Annotated in this window: 14 protein-coding genes and 1 pseudogene; 9 read left to right on the top strand and 6 right to left on the bottom strand. The window is 71.2% G+C overall.

All coding sequences use genetic code 11. From position 1 onward, the window contains the following. Positions 1 to 43: 43 nt before the first annotated feature. The 3 genes from AB0M02_RS28880 to AB0M02_RS28870 are packed head-to-tail and all read left to right on the top strand — an operon-like array spanning position 44 to position 2809. Positions 44 to 415 carry a YciI family protein gene (locus AB0M02_RS28880; protein ID WP_364232289.1) on the top strand — a complete coding sequence of 124 codons (372 nt, stop codon included), beginning with the start codon at positions 44 to 46 and terminating at the stop codon, positions 413 to 415. Continuing rightward, complete coding sequence (locus AB0M02_RS28875) at positions 403 to 1587, top strand: DUF6596 domain-containing protein (protein WP_364232286.1); 1185 nt, start codon at positions 403 to 405, stop codon at positions 1585 to 1587. Before AB0M02_RS28880 ends, AB0M02_RS28875 begins: the two co-directional genes overlap by 13 nt. A gap of 43 nt (positions 1588 to 1630) precedes the next feature. Next, a complete protein-coding gene (locus AB0M02_RS28870) occupies positions 1631 to 2809 on the top strand; it encodes an MFS transporter (protein WP_364232284.1) in 1179 nt (392 codons plus the stop codon). Positions 2810 to 2912: 103 nt separating this feature from the next. On the opposite strand, the gene AB0M02_RS28865 is transcribed toward AB0M02_RS28870, so the two are convergent. Then, a complete protein-coding gene (locus AB0M02_RS28865) occupies positions 2913 to 4901 on the bottom strand; it encodes a glycerophosphodiester phosphodiesterase family protein (protein ID WP_364232283.1) in 1989 nt (662 codons plus the stop codon). Between the two features lie 163 nt (positions 4902 to 5064). Here AB0M02_RS28865 and AB0M02_RS28860 point away from each other — a divergent pair, with 163 nt between their 5' ends. Beyond that, on the top strand, positions 5065 to 6018 hold the full coding sequence (locus AB0M02_RS28860) for a helix-turn-helix domain-containing protein (protein WP_364232281.1): 954 nt from the start codon (positions 5065 to 5067) through the stop codon (positions 6016 to 6018). 4 nt (positions 6019 to 6022) lie between these two features. Beyond that, positions 6023 to 7357 (top strand): FAD-dependent oxidoreductase, encoded by a 1335-nt coding sequence (locus AB0M02_RS28855; protein WP_364232279.1) that lies wholly within the window; start codon positions 6023 to 6025, stop codon positions 7355 to 7357. Between the two features lie 66 nt (positions 7358 to 7423). On the opposite strand, the pseudogene AB0M02_RS28850 reads toward AB0M02_RS28855, so the two are convergent. Next, positions 7424 to 7711, bottom strand: a pseudogene (locus tag AB0M02_RS28850) (CPBP family intramembrane glutamic endopeptidase); the annotation flags it as partial. A 466-nt stretch (positions 7712 to 8177) separates the two neighbouring features. On the opposite strand from AB0M02_RS28850, the gene AB0M02_RS28845 reads away from it, so the two are divergent. The 3 genes from AB0M02_RS28845 (at position 8178) to AB0M02_RS28835 (ending at position 10464) form a co-directional block, all read left to right on the top strand. Further along, positions 8178 to 9425 (top strand): histidine kinase, encoded by a 1248-nt coding sequence (locus AB0M02_RS28845; protein WP_364232278.1) that lies wholly within the window; start codon positions 8178 to 8180, stop codon positions 9423 to 9425. A 119-nt stretch (positions 9426 to 9544) separates the two neighbouring features. Next, positions 9545 to 10195, top strand: coding sequence for a response regulator transcription factor (locus AB0M02_RS28840; protein ID WP_364232276.1), 651 nt, complete (start codon positions 9545 to 9547; stop codon positions 10193 to 10195). After that, positions 10192 to 10464, top strand: a complete 273-nt coding sequence (locus AB0M02_RS28835) for a hypothetical protein (RefSeq protein WP_364232274.1) — start codon at positions 10192 to 10194, stop codon at positions 10462 to 10464. The genes AB0M02_RS28840 and AB0M02_RS28835 overlap by 4 nt, the downstream gene beginning before the upstream one ends. Positions 10465 to 10496: 32 nt before the next feature. Here AB0M02_RS28835 and AB0M02_RS28830 read toward each other — a convergent pair whose 3' ends face one another. The 4 genes from AB0M02_RS28830 to AB0M02_RS28815 form a co-directional block, all read right to left on the bottom strand. After that, a complete protein-coding gene (locus AB0M02_RS28830) occupies positions 10497 to 10622 on the bottom strand; it encodes a hypothetical protein (RefSeq protein WP_364232272.1) in 126 nt (41 codons plus the stop codon). Further along, a complete protein-coding gene (locus tag AB0M02_RS28825; protein ID WP_364232270.1) occupies positions 10619 to 13033 on the bottom strand; it encodes a tetratricopeptide repeat protein in 2415 nt (804 codons plus the stop codon). The genes AB0M02_RS28830 and AB0M02_RS28825 overlap by 4 nt, the downstream gene beginning before the upstream one ends. Before the next feature lie 194 nt (positions 13034 to 13227). Further along, complete coding sequence (locus AB0M02_RS28820; RefSeq protein WP_364232268.1) at positions 13228 to 14190, bottom strand: phosphotransferase; 963 nt, start codon at positions 14188 to 14190, stop codon at positions 13228 to 13230. A 19-nt stretch (positions 14191 to 14209) separates the two neighbouring features. Beyond that, positions 14210 to 15406: a cytochrome P450 gene (locus AB0M02_RS28815; protein WP_364232267.1), complete on the bottom strand. Its 1197-nt coding sequence runs from the start codon at positions 15404 to 15406 to the stop codon at positions 14210 to 14212. Between the two features lie 102 nt (positions 15407 to 15508). Between AB0M02_RS28815 and AB0M02_RS28810 the strand changes: the two genes are divergently transcribed. Then, positions 15509 to 18328: a S8 family serine peptidase gene (locus AB0M02_RS28810; RefSeq protein WP_364232265.1), complete on the top strand. Its 2820-nt coding sequence runs from the start codon at positions 15509 to 15511 to the stop codon at positions 18326 to 18328. Positions 18329 to 18397: the final 69 nt, after the last annotated feature.

The following is an 18397-nucleotide window of genomic DNA, read 5'->3' as shown; positions in this document are numbered from 1 at the left end:
ATGAGGGTGTAGGAACACCACAGGAGGACGAGAGGACGCGATCATGCGGTACGCGATGCTCATGCACTACGGCGAGCCGGCCGAGGGCGAACTGAGCCCGGAGATCATCGAGGAGGCACAGCGGGCGTTCGGTGTTTACGGACGGGCGCTGCGGGAGGCCGGGGTGCTGCTGAGCGCGGAGATCCTGCAGCCGAGCGAGGCGACCACGACGGTCACCCACCGGGACGGCTCGCTGCGGGTGCAGGACGGGCCGTTCGCCGAGACCAAGGAGGCCCTCGCCGGGGTCTTCCTGCTGGACGTGCCGGACCTCGACGCGGCCATCAGCTGGGCGGGGAAGTGCCCCGGCGCCCAGTGGGGCGTCATGGAGATCCGGCCGGTCGCCACCTCCTTCATCGACGGCGGATGGACTCGCTGAACCCGGGCCGGCGGGCCGCCGGGGTGGCTGCCCGGGACAGTTACGGGCGGTTGCTGGCGATGTTGTCCGCCACCACCGGCGACCTCGCGGCGGTGGAGGACGCCCTGGCCGACGCGTTCGAACGAGCCGTTCGGACGTGGCCCGGCCAGGGTGTGCCGGCCAACCCGGACGCCTGGCTGCTGACCGTGGCCCGCAACCGGCTGCGCGACTGGTGGAAGACCGCGGAGTTCCGGCGCACCGTCGCCCTCGACACCGAGGAGCACGCCCCGGTCCATGTCGACGAGCTGGACGTCGACGCCATACCGGACCGCCGCCTCGAGCTGATGCTGGTCTGCGCGCACCCGGCCATCGACCCCGCGGTGCACACGCCGCTGATGCTCAACACCGTGCTGGGCTTCACCGCGGACCAGATCGGCCACGCGTTCTCGATGTCCGGCCCGGCGATGGCCACCCGCCTGGTGCGGGCGAAGCGCCGGATCAAGACGGCCGGCATCCCGTTCCGGATACCCGGCCGCGACGACCTCCCGGCGCGGATGGCCGCGGTACTGGAAGCGGTGTACGGCGCACACGTCATCGACCGCCGGCTGCCGGGTGAGGCGCTGCACCTGGCCGAGGTGCTGACCACGCTGGTGCCGGACGACCCCGAGGCGCGCGGGCTGGCGGCGCTGGTGCAGCTCTCCGCCGCCCGAGCCGGTGCCAGGGAGGGGCGCTTCGTGCCGCTGCACGAGCAGGATCCGTCGCTCTGGGACCAGCGCCTGATCGCCCGGGCGCACGAGCACCTGCGGGCGGCGCACGCGCGCGGGCGGCTGGGGCGGTTCCAGCTGGAGGCGGCCATCCAGGCGGTGCACTGCGCCCGATCGGGCACCGGCACGACGAACTGGGCGACGCTGCTGGACCTGCACCGGCACCTGCAGCGGCTCGCGCCGTCGCTCGGCGGTGCCGTCGCGCTGGCCGCGGTCACCGCCGAGGTGGACGGGCCGGCGGCTGGGCTGGAACTGCTCGACGGGCTGAGCGCGCCACCCTTCCAGCCGGCCTGGGTGCTGCGGGCGCACCTGCTCGAACGGCTCGGGCGGGACGGGGAGGCCGGTGTCGCGTACGCCGAGGCGCTGGCCCTGACCCGCGACGAGTCCGAGCGGCGCTACCTCAGCGAAATCGCTCGGCGACGGCGGTGACACTCCCGGTGTGTACGTTTGTACGCACTCAGGGAGGGAACCATTGGACCAGATCACCGCGCGCCGCCGCGTCGCGCTCTTCGCGCTCTTCTTCCTGCCCGGCCTCGGGATCTCCTCCTGGGTGACCCGCACCCCCGACATCCGCGATCTGCTGGGCGCGTCCACGGCCGAGATGGGCCTGGTGCTGTTCGGTCTCTCGGCCGGTTCGATGATCGGCATCCTCGGATCCGGCGCCCTGGTCACCCGGTTCGGCACCCGCCCGGTGGTGACCGCCGGCATCCTCACCACAGTTCTGAGCATCCCGGTCGTCGGCCTGGGCGCCGCGATGTCGCTGAGCTCGCTGGTCGCGGCCGGGCTGCTGCTGTTCGGCCTCGGCATGGGCAGTGGAGAGGTCGCCATGAACATCGAGGGCGCCGACGTCGAGCGGCTCATCGAGCGGCCGGTCCTGCCCACGATGCACGGCTTCTTCAGCCTGGGTACGGTCGCCGGCGCCACGCTCGGCATGATCCTCACCGCGGTGGCGTTCCCGGTGACCTGGCACCTGCTCGCCGTCGGTCTGATCAGCGCACCGGTGGCCCTGATCGCGGCCGGGCGGCTGCCCGCCGGGCTGGGACGCTCACGTTCCGAGCGCGCCGCGGCCTCCGGCGAGCCGGTCTGGCGCGACAGCCGGCTGCTGCTGATCGGCGTGGTGGTGCTGGCGATGGCCCTCGCGGAGGGCGCGGCCAACGACTGGCTGCCGCTGATCATGGTCGACGGCCACGGCTTCGACCCGGCGCTGGGCTCGGCCGTCTACGTGGTCTTCGCCGCCGCGATGACCGTCGGCCGCTTCACCGGCGGCCGGTTCCTGGACCGCTACGGGCGGGCCACCGTCCTCGGCGCGAGCGCGATCATCGGCGCGGTGGGTGTCGCCCTTGTCGTCTTCGTGGACAGCCAGATCGTGGCCGGTCCGGCCGTGGTGCTCTGGGGGCTCGGTGCCGCGCTCGGCTTCCCGGTGGCGCTCTCGGCCGCCGGTGACTCGGGGGAGAACCCGACCGCCAGGGTGTCGCTGGTGGCCACCGTCGGGTATGTGGCGTTCCTGGTCGGGCCGCCGGCCCTGGGCTTCCTGGGCGACCACTTCGGCCTGCGCGCCGCGATGATCGCCGTGCTGGGACTGCTCGCCGTCGCGGCGGTGGTGGCGTCGGCGCTGAACCGGGCGAGGGTTCCGGTCGCGCCGGGCGGGTAACCCGAGGCGGCCCCGACCCGGCGAGGGGTTCCGGTCGCGTCCGGCGGGCAGCCCGGCGTGGGCCCCCGCCCGGTCCAGCCCGCCCGGGTCGGCGCCGTGCCCGTCAGCGCAGGCCGTTGCGGATCGCGACCTGGATCAGCAGGTCGGGATCGTCGCTAATCACGCCGTCCACCCCGAGGTCGATCACCCGCTGCATGATCGCCGGGTCGTTGACCGTGTACGGCACGACCTTCAGGCGGTACTCGTCCCGCAACACCGAGACCCTCGGCCCGTGGAAGTAGGCCGGGTTCTGCCGCAGGTACCAGTCATCGCTCGTCACCGTCGGCTGTGCCGGGTCGTGGACCTGCCAGTTCGCCGAGATCGTGCCGGCGCCGGCCGCGCGGACCAGGGCGCCGGCGTCGCGGAACCGCCACCAGTCCAGGCCGCCGGTCCACGGGCTCTTCACCGAGGGATCGCCGTAGACCGCCCGCAGCGAGCACTCGTCGGCGAGCGTGGCGCACTCGGCCGGCCCGTACTGCCAGATCAGCGCGACCGTCTCGATCCGCCGGTCCAGGGCCCGGGCGTAGCGGATGGTCCGCCAGTCGAACGACTGGACGGTGGAGCGGCTCACGAACCCGGTGCGCTGCAGCTCCCGTACCAGCTTGGCGGTGAACACCCGGTAGTCCACGGTGTCGCCGGCGGTCGGGCTGATCTTGGTTTCGATGTTCAGGCGTACGTCGTCGCGCCCGCTCTGCCGGACAAGCGCGAGCACCTCGGCGAGCGTGGGTATCCGGGCGCCCGGCACCGCCACCTGCCGCGGGAACTCGGGCAGCGTCCTCGACCCGCAGTCCAGGGTCTTGATCTGCGCCAGCGTCAGATCCTTGACCAGCTTCCCGACATGGGCACCCACGCAGTGCGAGCCGCTGACCGCCCGGTCGTGCAGCACCACCAGGTGGCCGTCGGCGGTGACACCGGTGTCCAGCTCCAGCGTCGAGACAGCCGGGTTCTCCAGGGCCGCCGCGAACGCGGGAAGGGTGTTCTCCGGCAGCGTGGCCCGGCCGCCGCGGTGCGCCTGCACGTCGAACGGCGACGCGTACCCCTTCGGCAGCTTGAACCCGCGCTGCGCGAGCAGCGTGCGCAGCCGGTCCGGGTAGTCGGTGATGATCCCGTCCACCCCGTCGTCGATCAGCTTGCTCATCGTCGGCACGTCGTCGACGGTCCAGGGCACCACCTTGATCCCGTTGCGGTGCGCGTGCCGGACGAGGTCGGCGGTCACGTACGGCCGGTAGCCGGGATCGGTGACGGTGCCGTTCTGCGGGAAGCCGTGCACCGGCGAGAACGTGGTCGCCCCGAAGCTGCGGATCGCCCTGATCGGGTCGCCGCCGAAGTCGTCGATGTCGATCCCGCCCAGCCACGGCGACGCGCCCGGCCGGCCGACCTGCAGGAAGTCGTAGTTGGTGAGCGCCACCAGCGGCAGCCGCGGCTCCACCTGGCGCATCAGCCGCAGCGCGCCCCAGTCGAAGCTCTGGATGGTGACCTGCCGCAGCAGACCGGCCTTGCGGATCTCGGCGGCGGTGATCGCGACGAACTGCTCACGTGGCGCCGTCTCGGACGGTGCGCCGGCCTCCACCTTCGTCTCGACGTTCAGCTTGACGCCGTTCGCGCCGTACCGCTTCACCAGCGCGAACACGTCGCTGAGCAGCGGCATCCGGGCGCCCGGGACGGCGAGCTGGCCGGGCTTGTCGGCGAGCGTCCTCGAGCCGCAGTCGAGCGTGCGGACCTGGGCCAGGGTGAGCGTGTTGACGTACTTGCCTACGTACGGGAACTCCGGATCGCCCGCCACGGCCGGCCCGGTGTCGGTGCACTTGGTGCCGCTGACCCGGCGGTCGTGGGTGACGACGGCGCGCCGGTCCTCGGTGATCTGCACGTCGAGTTCGAGGGTGGACACGCCGAGCTGCAGCGCGTTGCCGAACGACGCGAGCGTGCTCTCCACCCGCAGGCCGAGGCCGCCACGGTGGGCCTGCAGATCGAAATCGGTCTTCCGGTCGTTGTGCGCGGCGGCCGCGGTGGGCCCGGACAGGGTTCCGGCCGCCAGTAGCAGAACGGCAGTCATGCGCATTCCCCACATGGGCGTCTCTCCTCACCGGCGGGTCCGCGCCCGCCTCCGGCGGTCAGCCTGGAAGCCGTTTCCGGCGAGCGGGGAACAGCACGGTGAATCGACGTCGACGAGGAGACGAAACGGCCGTCGACTGTGGAGCCGGGGCTATCCTGGCCGGATGCACGTCGTGGCGGTGCTCGCGCTGGACCGGGTGATCCCGTTCGATCTGGCCACGCCCCTCGAAGTGTTCGGGCGGGTGCGGCTGGCGGACGGCAGTGCGCCCTACGAGGTGCGGGTCTGCGGCGCCACACCGACGGTGGACGCGGGCGCGTTCCAGCTGCGCGCGCCGTGGGGGCTGGACACGCTCCCGGCGGCCGGCACGATCATTCTTCCCGGGTGCGGCGAGCGTGCTCTGCCCGTACCCCTGAAGGTTGTGGATCTGCTGCGAAAAGCCGCAGCCGGCGGCACCCGGCTGGCGTCCATCTGTGCCGGCGCTTTTGTCCTGGCCGAAACCGGTCTGCTGGACGGCCTCCGCGCGACGACGCACTGGCTGGCGGCGGCGGCGCTGGCCGAGCAGTTTCCGCAGGTGGATGTCGACCCGGATGTGCTCTATGTCGACAACGGCCAGTTCCTGACATCAGCCGGTGCGGCGGCCGGACTTGATATGTGCCTGCATCTGATCAGGCGCGATTTCGGTTCGGCGGTGGCAGCCGACGCGGCCCGGCTGTCGGTGATGCCGCTGGAGCGCGAGGGTGGCCAGGCGCAGTTCATCGCTCCCGCACAGCCGGCGGCGCCGCGCGGGGCGAGCCTGGAGCCCCTGTTGCGATGGATGCAGGAGAACAACGCGGTCGACCTCACGCTGGGTGATCTGGCTTCGCGGGCCGGAGTGAGCATTCGGACACTCAACCGCCGATTCCGCGACCAGACCGGGGACACGCCTCTGCAGTGGCTGCTGCGCGCCCGCATCCGAAACGCGCAGCACCTCCTCGAATCAACCGACATGCCGGTGGAACAGGTGGCCGGCACGGTCGGATTCGGCTCGCCGACCGCTTTCCGGGAGCGTTTCAAACGTGTGGTCGGAAACAGTCCGGCGGCCTACCGGACGGCCTTCCGCAGCCGTGACCTAGCGTGATCGCATGCCGGAACCTGTCGCGTTCGCTGTGTCCCACTGGGGTGACGATCCGTGGTCGCTCGGGTCCTGGAGCCTGATCGGGAGGAACGGCACCCCCGACGACCGGATCATGCTGGGCACCCCAATCGGCGGCCGGCTGCGCATCGCCGGGGAGGGTACCCACCCCACGCGGGCCGGGATGACGCACGGCGCCTATGAGCAGGGTATCGCCGCCGCCACCTGGGCCGCCGGCCGGGGACACGCGCGAGTCGCGGTGATCGGCGCGGGCATGGCCGGACTGGCCGCGGCCCGGGAGCTCACCGCGCGCGGCGTGGACACGTGCGTCTGGGAGGCGCGTGACCGGCCGGGTGGGCGGACCGCCTCGGTCGACGTCGGCGGATTCGGGTTCGACCTCGGTGCCAACTGGCTGCAGCAGTACGACGACAACGCCCTCGCCCGCCTCGCCTCCGCGATCGGGTTGCGCGTCGTCGCCACCGACTTCAACGATCCGCTCGTGCTCGGCTCCCCGCAGCCCCCGGAGGGCCTGGACCGGGAGCTGCGGTCCCGGCTCGGCGCCGCACCGGCCGGCGCGACCGTGGCGGACGTGATCGACGACTGGGTGCGGGACGTGGACCCGGACACCGCCGCCGCGATCGGCCGCCTCGCCGACGCCGAGATCGTCATGGACTCCGGGGTGCCGCTGTCGTGGCTCAGCGCCCGGCACGGCTTCGAGCCCGGCGTCGGCGAGGGCGACCGGTGGATCGTCGGCGGATATCAGCTGCTGGTCCGGCACCTGGCCGACGGTCTGGACATCCGCCTGGGCCGGCCGGTCCGGCACATCGAGGTCACCGCCGACGGCGTCCACCTGCACGGCGAGACGGTGGACGCGGTGATCGTGACGGCGCCCGTCCCGGTGCTGGCCGCGGGCGTCATCAGCTTCACCCCGCCGCTGCCGGCCGCGCACCGGGACGCGCTGGGGCGGCTCGGCGCGGGCCGGGTCGAGAAGGTGGTGCTGCGCTTCGAACATCGGTTCTGGCCGGTGCACGGGTCCGGTTACTACCGGGTGCACGGCCCGGCCGGCGGCAGCGTCAGCGAGTGGCTGGACGCGACGGAGGCCGACGGCGTACCCACCCTCGTCGGCCTCTTCGCCGGTCCCTGGCTGGACGATCTCTGGTCAGGCGCCGACGACGAGATCGCTCGGCGGGCGGCGGGCGTCTTCGGCGACGCGGTCCGGCAGGCCGAGGCGGCCCCGGGTGGTGATGATCAGGAACAGCGCGGCGATGCCCGCACCGAGCATCAGAGCGTGCAGCGAGTCCCGGAACAGGTCGAGGTGCGGGAAGATCTCCGGCCAGAGCAGTGAGAACAGCGTGTTGACGTTGGCGTGCACCAGCATGACGAGCAGGACGCTGCCGCCGGTGCGGTTGAAGACCCAGGTCAGCACGATGCTGAGCAGGATCGAGCTGACCACGAACTCGGCCGCCATCGTCCAGTCCACGTCCGGCCAGCCGGCCCAGTCGCTGAAGAACAGCGGCAGGTGCCACGCGCCCCACAGCGGGCCGAGGATCAGGGAACCGGTCAGCGGGCCGAAGCGATCCTGCAGCCTGGGCTGGGCGAAGTCGCGCCAGCCGGGTTCCTCGGCCAGGCCGGTCGTGAGGACCTGCAACGCGAGCAGGGGAAGATAGCCCAGCAACGCGGCGGCCTGCGGCCACCTCATCCCGGAGACGGCGCCGGGCAGGAGCAGGGTCAGGGTCACACCCATGAGGGGTACGGTGAAAAGCGCGCCGAAGTACCAGGAAGCGCCCACGCGCCAATGGGTCAGCCTGCGTGCCCACCGGGTGAGGCCGGGCCGGCCGTCAGCGACCAGGGTGACGACGAACGCGGCGGTGACCGGGCCCAGATAAGCGCCCGGCAGCATCCCCAGCGTCTGGGTGCTGCCGAGGACCTCGGGCACCCGCCAGCTCAGGACGCCGAGGCCGGTCTCGGACAGGATGTATGGCAGCCAGCCCAGCCACGTCAGGCCGAACGCCAGCACGAAGTAGGAGGTCAACGGCCTCCGGGCGATGATGTTCACCGCCAGAGACGACCATGGTGGACGGCCGGGCCGCACTACGCCCAGCCATACTTCCGAACTATCCCTGAACCCCTCGGAAACCGTCGCACCACCTCGCTACGGTTCCCTCGTGTCCGTCTTCTCCGCGTTGCGCTCACCACGCTTCCTGATCACCGGGTGGCCGTGGCGGTCGCTGCTGTTCGTGCTCAGCAGCCTGCCGCTCGTCCTGTTCGTGGCCGCACCGGTCGGCGTCCTCGCGGCACCGTGGATCGTGCTGGTGCGCAGGCTGTCGACCGGCGACACCGACCCGGTCGTGTCGCTCGCGCTGTTCCTGGGCGGCGCGGCGCTCCTGGCCGCTCTGGGCCCGCTGGTCACTCGTCCGCTGCCCTGGGTGGAGCGGCGCCGGCTGCGGCTGGTCGACGACCGTCCGCTGCGTGCGGGGCGGTCGCCGTGGCGGCGGCTGGGATACGCGGCGGTGCTGGTCACGGCGGTTCCGATCGTCTACGTGGCACTCGCTGTGACGGTGATGCTGATCGTGGTCTGCGCACTCAGCCCGGTGCTGTTGGACGGCGGGCCGATCTCGTTCGGGGTGGTGACAATCCGGACGGTTGGGCAGGCTGTCCCGTACGCAATCGGGGGTTTCATCGCCCTGATCGGCGTGCCCTATCTGATTGCCTTGACCGCTGCGGCCCACGCGGCGGTGGCGCGCGCGGCGCTGCACACGGTCTCCACCGATCGGCTCCGCGCCGAGCTGGTCGAGGTGGCGCGGTCGCGGGCCAGGCTGGCCGGCGCGTTCGACGCCGAGCGGCGGCGCATCGAGCGTGACCTGCACGACGGCGCCCAGCAGAAACTCGTCGGCCTGACCCTGCAGCTCGGCCTGGCGCGCATCGACCTGCCCGACGGCTCACCGGCGGCGGGCGCTGTCGCCACCGCACACCAGCAGGCCAAGGAGCTGATGGGCGAACTACGCGAACTCATCCACGGCATCCGCCCGCAACTGCTGACCGATCTGGGTCTGACCGCCGCCCTGCCCGACCTGGCCGGCCACGCCGGGATCCCGGTGACCGTGCGCACCAGCCTGCCCCGGCGCCTGCCCGACCACGTGGAGGCGACCGCCTACTTCGTGGTGGCCGAGCTGCTGGCCAACATGTTCAAGCACGCGGGCGCCACCCGCGGCACGATCACCGCCACCGAGGAGCACGACATGCTCGTCCTGGAGGTCTCCGACGACGGCCACGGCGGCGCGGATCCGTCCCGGGGCACCGGCCTCACCGGGTTGGCCGACCGCACAGCCGTCGTGGACGGGCGGATGCTGCTGGCCAGCCCACCCGGCGGCCCCACAGTGGTTCGCGTCGAGCTCCCGTGTCCGCCGGCATGACGGATCCCGCCGCGCCGCCGCTGCCGCCTCCGCCGCCTGCGCCTCCGCCGCTCGGTCAGCCGCCGCTTGGTCAGCTGCCGCTTGGTCGGCCGGGCTCGCCTCCGGTCGCGTTGCCGGAGGTGAGCGTGGTGCTCGCTGAGGACGGTGTGCTGTTGCGGGAGGGGCTGGCGGGGCTGCTGGAGCGCTTCGGGTTTCGTGTCGTGGCGGCCGTGGGGGACGCGGAGGCGCTGCTGCGGGCGGTGGCCGAGCACCGGCCGCGGCTGGTGATCACCGATGTCCGGATGCCGCCGGGGTTCAGCGACGAGGGACTGCGGGCGGCTGTCCGGCTGCGGCGGGAGGATCCGAGGCTGGCGGTCGTGGCGCTCAGTCAGTACGTCCAGCACGGCTACGCGTCGGAACTTCTCGGCTCCGGCGACGGACGCGGGGTGGGCTACCTCCTCAAGGACCGTGTGGTGGACGTCAGCGACTTCGTGGCGGCGCTGCGCCGAGTCGTCGACGGCGGCACGGTGATCGACCCGGACGTGGTGCGGCGCCTGCTCGGCCGGCAGCACGAGCCGGTCGCGCGGCTCTCCACCCGGGAGAGGGAGGTGCTGGCCCTGGTCGCGGAGGGCCACTCCAACGCGGCGATCGCCCGCATTCTGGTGCTCTCCGAGGCCGCCGTGGTCAAACACGTCGGCAACATCCTGGCCAAACTGGACCTACCACCCGACGACAGCGTCAATCGGCGGGTGCTGGCCGTCCTGACGTACCTGAAGGACCAGAGCGGATGACAGCGGGCTGGCTTGCCGCGCCCACGGTGGCGGCGCTGCGAGACGGGTTGCGGCTCGTGGCGCCGGAGCTGGCGGGCGGTGTGATCGTGCCGCGCGGCCTCGAACCGGAGGATGCGCTGTGGCGGGCTGAGGCGGGGGTCGCCCTGCCGGACGGGCGCGCTGCCGCGGACTGGGTGGATGACCTGGAGGGGAGGCTCGCGGCGGTCGGTTTACGGCGGGTTGGTCAGGGCTCGGGAACGATGGGCATGAGTTTTGGTCAGACGAGATGAGCTGGGTGGGTGAGGAGCCGGCCGGCGGGGAGTCAGACCGGTGGGGCGGTGCCGCGCGGGGCGGTGACCAGGAAAGCGGCGGTGCGAGCCAGGACGCGGGCGGTGTCGCCGTTCCAGCGTTGTGTCTGGCGGTCGTTGGGGAGGCCACCTGCTGTCATCGGAAGATCAGGTGAGCCGTTGATTCGGCCGGGTCGCGGTCGTCGTGCAGGATGGCGAGTGCCTCTTGGACGAGCGGATGTGCGAGCCCGAGGTCGCGTTGGCCTTCGTTGGCGATCATGTTCAGCAACCGGTCGGATTCGTCACGTCTGCCCGTGGTGCGATAGGCGATCGCCAGATTCTTCGCGAAGGTGAGCGATTCGATCGGCTCCCAGTGGCCCGGAGCGTCCGCCACGACCGCCTCCATGAGCTGGACGGCCTCGGCGGCGCGCCTGGTCTTCAGATAGAGCGCGGCGAGGTTGTTCCGCATGATCCGGGCGTCCCGGGGTCCGATGATCGCGTCCAGGCCGGGCATCGCGACAATCTGCTCGAGGATCGGTGCCGCCTCGATGCCGCGCCCCGCGGCGTCCAGTGTCTGGGCGAGGGCGAGCATGTCGCCGATGGTTTCGGGGTGATCGTGTCCCAGGGTGCGCCGGCGGCGTTCGATGTTGGTCCGGCGCAGGCGGGCCGCCGTCGCGAAATCTCGCGCGTCGAAGTGTGCCCGCGCCAGCGCCGATCGTGAGGCGAGCGTCTGGGGATGGTTGCCGCCCAGGGTGCGGACGCGGCCGCTGAGAGCGCGGGTGAAGTATTCGACGGCGTCCTCGTAACGGCGCAGGGCACGGCTGGCGTCACCGAGTGCGTTCACCGAGTTCAGCGTCGACGGATGGTCTTCGCCGAGAACGCGTAACCGGTCGGCGAGGTTCTGCTCGTGCAGCCTGCGGCACTGATCGAGGCGGCCGTCCTGCTGGTAGGCGTACGCCAGGTTGTTCCGGGTGGTGAAGACCCTGTTGTCGTCCTGCCCGTGCAGTGCGATCCGCTTCTCCAGCGTCTCCTCGAGCAGCGAGACGGCTTGCGCGAGCCGTCCGATCGACTGGTAACTGCGGGCCAGGTTGTTGCTCATCGACAGCAGCTCCGCCGGACTGCCGTCGGGCAACGCTCGTGCCTTCTCCAGCAGTTCCTCCAGGATCGTCACCGCCTCCGCCGAGCGACCGTTCATGTCGTAGCAGCGTGCGAGGTTGTTCAGGACGCTCAGGGTCGCCGGATGGTCGGGGCCGTTGATCCGGCGTGCCTCGCGGGCGGCGAGTTCGGAGAGGCGGATCGCGTCGTCAGTTGCGCCCTGGCTCTGGAGGAACGTGCCGGCGAACGACATGAGGATGGGGACGTAGCGATTCTCGTGCCCGTCGGGCGCCAGGCGTACGACGGCTTCCACGTGCGGGAGCAGCCGGCGCCACATGTCCCAACCGGTGACGTCGTAGGCCGGGTCGTCGGGCGCTACGTGGCGCAACAGCGCCACCGCCTGCTCCCATGCCCCACCCGGCTCGGTGCCGGCGATGCCTCGGCTGACCGCCTGGACCAGGCGATGCAGCGATGACGACCGGCCGTGCCGGCTGATCAGGCTGTAGGAGGCGAGAAGGTGGAGTGCCTCGGCGACGTCCAGCGGATCGGCCGGGGGCAGCAGGACCTCGTCCGGTATGTCGTCGGGCGCCAGATAGGCCATCACGCCGAGCAGTCCCGCGGCGAGCTCGGACCTGGCCTCGATGGTGGACAGCGTCAGGGACCACACTGTCCAGATCGACCGGGAGATGTCGCCGCCGGTTCCCGGCGCCGCGGCGATCCGCTCGAACCTCTCGGACAGCAGCGCGCGGTAGTCGTCGAACGACATGTGGTCGTGCTGCGAGAGGTACGCGGCCGCCTGCTCGAGGGCCAGCGGAAGATCGCCGAGGTCCGCCGCGAGGCGAGCCGCCCCGTCGCGATCGGTGCGCTCGGTCAACCGCTGCAGCAGGCTGACGCTCGCCTCGCGGGCGATGACGTCGACGTGTATCGGCCGAAGGCCGAGGGTCTTCCAGCGGGCCGGACCGACGTCACGGCGCGTCGTCACGATCACGGTGCCGGCCCCGTGAAGCATGCCGAGGAGATCCGCGATGTGGCTCAACTCCTCGACGTTGTCCAGGACGAGCAGCCATCCGGGGTGGGCCTGGAGCCACCGGATCGCCCAGGACCGTCCGGCAGCCAGGCTCGGAAGCGGGTGGAGCCAGGCGGTCAGCTCGGCGAGGCCGGCCGCGACCCGTTCGGCGGAGTCCGCGGTGATCCACCAGATCAGGGGGTACCGGTCGAGGCCCGCGCGCGCGAGATGAACGGCCAGCTCGGTCTTCCCGACGCCGCCGAGGCCGTGCAGCACCAAACCCTCGGTGCCGCCGAGCTCGTCCAGGTCCCGGCCGACGAACACCGCCGACGCGAACGGCAGATTCCGCATCCCGTGCGGCATCAGGACCGACTCGGGGGTCGGCAGGACGGCGTCTGGGTCGACGTTCAGGTTCGTCTGGGTGTTCCCGTCGCCGACCTGAACACCCCGGGAGTTGCTGGCGTCGGTCACCGGTCAGCTGTGCCAATCGTCTTCGTGTGGGGCGGGGCCGGGGGATGAGTCTTGAATTATCGTGCTTCCGTCGGATTTATCGGTTCCGTCGGTGTCCACGGACGGGTGAACGGTGCGCAGGTGGTCGCGCATCTCGGCGTCCGGGATGTCTCGGGCGCCGGGTGGGCAGAGGTTGCAGGTCGCCATGGGAACCCTCAGAACTGGGGGAGGAGGTCGGCCAGCTGGGCGCGGGCCCAGTTGTATTGTCCGGGGTCCGGAAAGCGGCGGTACTCGGTTTCGATCACCAGGATCAGCAGGAAGTGCAGGTTGTAGAGGCGGCGGCGCCGCAACTCCGGCTCGGTGAGCGGCGGGTGGCCGTACCCCTCCATGAAGGGCGCCGGGTCGGCGAAGCCGGACGGTACGCAGCCGGCGAAGCCGTTCTCGATGAGCGGGTCGCCGTAGAAGGCACGTTCGTGGTCGATGATGCCGACGATCGCGCCGTCGCGGACGAGGACGTTGCCGTCCCACAGGTCCCATTCGCAGAGGCGGGGCTCGGTGACCTCGTCGAGGCAGGCGGCGTTCGCGGCGAGCACCGTCCGGATGGCGTCGTAGTCCCGTCCCAGGTCGACCGACCGGCGCTCGCCGTCACGCAGGACGTCGGAGACCATGCCGGTGAAGACCGTGCGCCAGCTGGGGTCACCGGGTGCGTCGAGGCGGCCGAAACCGGTGCCCCGGATCGAGTTCAGCTCGCGGTTGGCCGCGCCGCGGGCCTTCTGGTACGCCACCCGCTCCTCGTCGCTGAGCGAGTCCCTGATCAGGCCGAGATTCTCGCCGTCCACGAAGTCCATGAAGAACCAACTGAAGTCCTTGCCCGCGTGCGCGTGGTCGAGCGCCGGCACCGGCACGGTGGTGTGCTCATGGATCAACCGGATGGCGGCCACCTCGGTGGCCATCGCGCCGCGCTCGTACGTCAGCACCTCGACGTCGGCCGGCGGCGAGATCTTCAGAACCTTCTCGGCACCGTCGCGCAGCCGGATCCGGTACGCCACGCTGAACCAGCCGTCGCCCATCTCGCTGAACCAGTCGTCCCCGGCCGGCACCTGATCGGGCCCGTACGCCTGCTCGATCATCGCGAGGAGCGCGGCCGGCGTCTGCCGGTTCTTCGTGAGGCTGTCCATGCGGACAATGATCGCGGTCTCAGAACGTGACCGGAAGGGATCCCAGGCGGTGGCCGAACGGCGGGGTCGGCTGCCAGTCCGGTGTGTCGTATGCCGGGCGCAGGTCAGGGCAGCGGCCGAGCAGGATCCGCAGGCACTCGTCGGTCTCCATGCGGGCCAGGGCGGCACCCAGGCAGTAATACGTTCCCATGCCGAAGGCGAAATGCCGGGTACGCGAGCGGCTGATGTCGAAGACGTCCGGGTCCTCGAAGACCTCCGGGTCGCGGTTGGCGGCCATCAGCGCCAGGTAGATGTGTGATCCGGCGGGCACTGTCCGGCCGTGTAACGAGACCGCTTCCGTGGTGACGCGGCCGATCACGCCGGCCGGGCCGTCGCAGCGCAGCATCTCCTCGACGGCCAGGGGCATCAGGTCCGGCGACTCGCGCAGGCGAGCCAGCTCGCCGGGGTTCGAGAAGAGCAGGACGAGACCGTTCGCGATCAGGTTCGCGGTGGTCTCGTGGCCGGCGAAGAGCAGCAGCACGCAGTTGGCGACCGCCTCGTCCTCGGTGACGATGCCCTCGGCCTCGGCGGCCATGAACGTGCTCAGCACGTCCTCGCGGGGCGTGCGGCGGCGGTCGGCGGCGATGATCCGCAGGTAGTCGTGCATCTCCAGCATGCTGCGCTGGGCATGCCGCAGCTGCTGGACGTCGCCGTTGCCGAAGACCGGCAGGATGTCGCGGGACCAGGCCTGGAGTTGTTCACGGTCGCTGACCGGCATGCCGAGGAGCTCGGCGATCACATTCGCGGGCAAGGGGTACGCGAGATCCGCCACCACGTCCATCCCGCCCTTTGATGCGACGGCGTCGAGCAGTTCGTGGGTGAACTCGCGTACCCGGGGCCGCAGCCGGTCGACCATCGCCGGCGTGAAGTAGCGCTTGAGCAGCTGCTGGAAGCGCACGTGGTCGGCCGGGACGGTGTGGCCCATCCACATCTCGACGGCTCGGCGGACCGGTGCCAGCTCCTGCTGCTCGGCGGGTGTCAGGTGATTGAGGACGCGGGCCATGTTGGCGCTGTCCATCCGCCGGTCCCGCAGCGCGTCCTTGACGTCGGAGTACCGCGTGAGCAGGTACGCGTCGAGCTGTGGCAGCCGCGCGAGCGGGCTCTGTTCGCTGATCCGGCGCAGGTAGCCGGTGGGGTCGGCGATCGCCTCGGGCGTGAACAGGTCGTAATCGCGCATGTTGCCGATTGTTACGGAATCAAGTGATCGTTCTCTATCCCGCCCCGGTTCCGCTAACATCCACAAGCATCGAATCGATTACTGTCAGTGGGGGGCTGTGTATTGAACGTATTCGGTGGGCGCTCGGCGACGATCCTCGGGGTCGGTGTTCTGGTCGTCGGGCTCGCGGCAACCGGTGCGAACGCGAAGGCGCCGGTCGACCCGGCGGACCGCGCGTATGCGCAGATCAACGCACTTCAACAGCTCAAGAAGTCCCTGTCGCCGGCGGAGCGCAAGCTCGACAGCCGGCTCGCCGTCGAGTTGCGCAAGCGCAACGGGAGGGTGTCGGCGAGCGCGCTCCCGCGGCTCGGCACCGGCGTCGAGGTCTCCAGCAAGGGCACCACGAAGGTCGAGGTACGTGCCGGCAAGGTGAACAGTGACCTGATCGGGCGGCTGCGCGCCGCCGGGGCGGGCATCAGGTTCGCGTCGCCGAAGGACGGCACCGTGCTGGTCGAGGCGCCGCTCACGTCGCTGACGGCGATCGCCGGCTGGTCGGACGTGTCCGGTGTCAGCGCCGACTACGGCGCGATCACCGCTCGGGACATCAGTCCCAAGAAGATCGGGCCGGAGACCAAGGACGCCAAGTCGGCGCGGATCGAGACGGCCGTGCGCGCGGCCGAGGCCACGTCGCGGGTCGCCGCGGCGGTCGACCAGGGCACGGTGGTGGCGGAGAGCGATCGTACGCTGGCCGCCGACACCGCCCGGACCAGGTACCGGGTGACCGGCGTGGGTGTGAAGGTGTGCGCCCTGTCCGACGGCGTCGACTCGCTCGCCGCCTCGCAGGCCACCGGTGACCTGCCGGCCGACCTCGACGTGCTGACCGGGCAGGAGGGCTCGGGCGACGAGGGCACCGCGATGCTGGAGATCCTGCACGACCTGGTGCCGAACGCGAAGCTCGGGTTCGCCACCGCGTTCACCAGCGAGGCCAGCTTCGCCGAGAACATCCGCGCGCTGCGCTTCACCGGCGGTTGCGACATCATCGTCGACGACGTCGTGTACTACCACGAGAGCCCGTTCCAGGACGGACTCCCGGCTCAGGCGGTCAACGACGTGGTCGCCGACGGGGCGTTCTACTTCAGTTCGGCCGGCAACGAGGGCAACACTCTCGAGGGCACCTCCGGCAACTGGGAGGGCGACTTCGTGAACTCGGGCCTGGGCGTCGGCAAGTTCGCCGGCACCGCGCACGACTTCGACCCCGGGCCGGGCGTGCAGATCTACAACCCGCTGTCGCCGGGCAGCGCCGGCCGGGTCACCACGCTCTGGTGGGCGGACCCGCTGCTGGGCTCCGCCAACGACTACGACCTCTACCTGCTGGACTCGGCCGGCAACGTCACGCAGTTCTCACAGGCCATCCAGAACGGCGACGACGACCCGTTCGAGATCTTCCGTACGGGTGCCGGCGCCAACCAGCGGCTCGCCGTCGTGAAGTACTCGGGCGCTGACCGGTACTTCCAGCTCAGCGTGTTCCGCGGGCGGTTCGTCGACCAGGCGAACGGGCTCAAGGCGTTCTCCACCCCGGGCGTGACCCGTGGGCACAGTGCCGCGGTCGGCGCGTTCTCGGTCGCCGCGACACCGGCGAAGGACCCGCTTCCCGTGGACCTCGAGGTGGGCGACCCGCCGAACCCGACCGGGCCGTTCCCGAACGTGCACACCCGGCAGTCCAAGCTGGAGCGGTTCACGTCGGACGGGCCGCGGCGGGTGTTCTACAACGCCGACGGCACCCCGATCACGCCGGGCGACTTCAGCTCCACCGGTGGTTCGCTGCGGGCCAAGCCGGACATCACCGCGGCTGACGGGGTGAACACCACGGTGCCCGACTTCGCGCCGTTCTTCGGCACGTCGGCGTCGGCTCCGGCCGCCGCGGCGATCGCGGCGCTGGCACTGTCCGGCAACCCGGGGATGACCAACGAGGAGATCCGGGCGGCGCTCACCGGCACCGCGCTCGACCTGGCCCCGGCCGGGTTCGACAACCGCAGCGGCCACGGCGTGATCCGCGCCGACCTGGTCCTGCGCAACACCGGCGCCACGCCGCAACCGCTGGTCCGGGCCGGCACGCCGACGGTCACCCCGACCACCGGCGACGGCGACGTCTATCTGGAGCCGGGCGAGCAGGCGACGGTCGCGCTTCCCGCGGAGAACATCGGCGACGGTACGGCGACAGGCGTCAACGTCGTCGTGGAGACCGACGACTCACGGGCCACGGTGACACCGCGGGCCGCGTCGTACGGCAACATCGCCGCCGGCGCCTCCAAGTCGCGCAACTACACGCTGAAGCTGGCCGCCGACTACCCGCTCGGCCGGCCGGTCACGCTGAAGACGAAGGTCACCTTCGCCGGTGTCCTCTCGCCGACGAACGCCGCCCTCCCGGTCTCCACCGGTCAGGCGTCCTCGACGGTGGTGGACTTCGCCTACAGCGGCGAGCCGGTGCCGATCCCGGACAACGACCCGACCGGCGCCACCGCCACGGTGAACGTCAGCGGCATCGGGTACGCGTCCTCGCTCACCTTCTCGATCGACGGCGCGACCTGCTCCAACGTCGCGGGGGTGACGACGAACGGCATCGACCACACGTTCGTCGGTGACCTGGTCGGTACGCTGACCGCACCCGACGGCCGGACCGCGACGGTGTTCTCGCGTACCGGTGGCACCGGCAACAACATCTGCCAGGCGGTGTTCGACGACGCCGCCACGACGCCGTTCAGTGACCTGACCTCGACCAGTGCGCCGTTCACCGGCACCTGGAAGCCGGACCAGTCGCTGTCGTCGCTGCGGCTGTCGGCCGCCGACGGGGCGTGGACCTTCAAGGTCCGCGACGCGGTCGGCGCCGACGTCGGTTCCATCCGCGCCTTCTCGCTGCACCTGACGGGCTTCGAGGCGGCATGACAGAGGGGGCCGCCCGGTCGTCCGGGCGGCCCCCTTTCCAAACAGGTTTACTCGTTCGACTGGAACAAC

It is taken from the genome of Actinoplanes sp. NPDC051861 (assembly GCF_040681145.1).
In the GTDB taxonomy this organism is placed as follows: Bacteria; Actinomycetota; Actinomycetes; order Mycobacteriales; family Micromonosporaceae; genus Actinoplanes.
The sequence above is the reverse complement of the archived record's forward strand: the minus strand, read 5'-3'. Positions and strand labels throughout refer to the sequence as shown.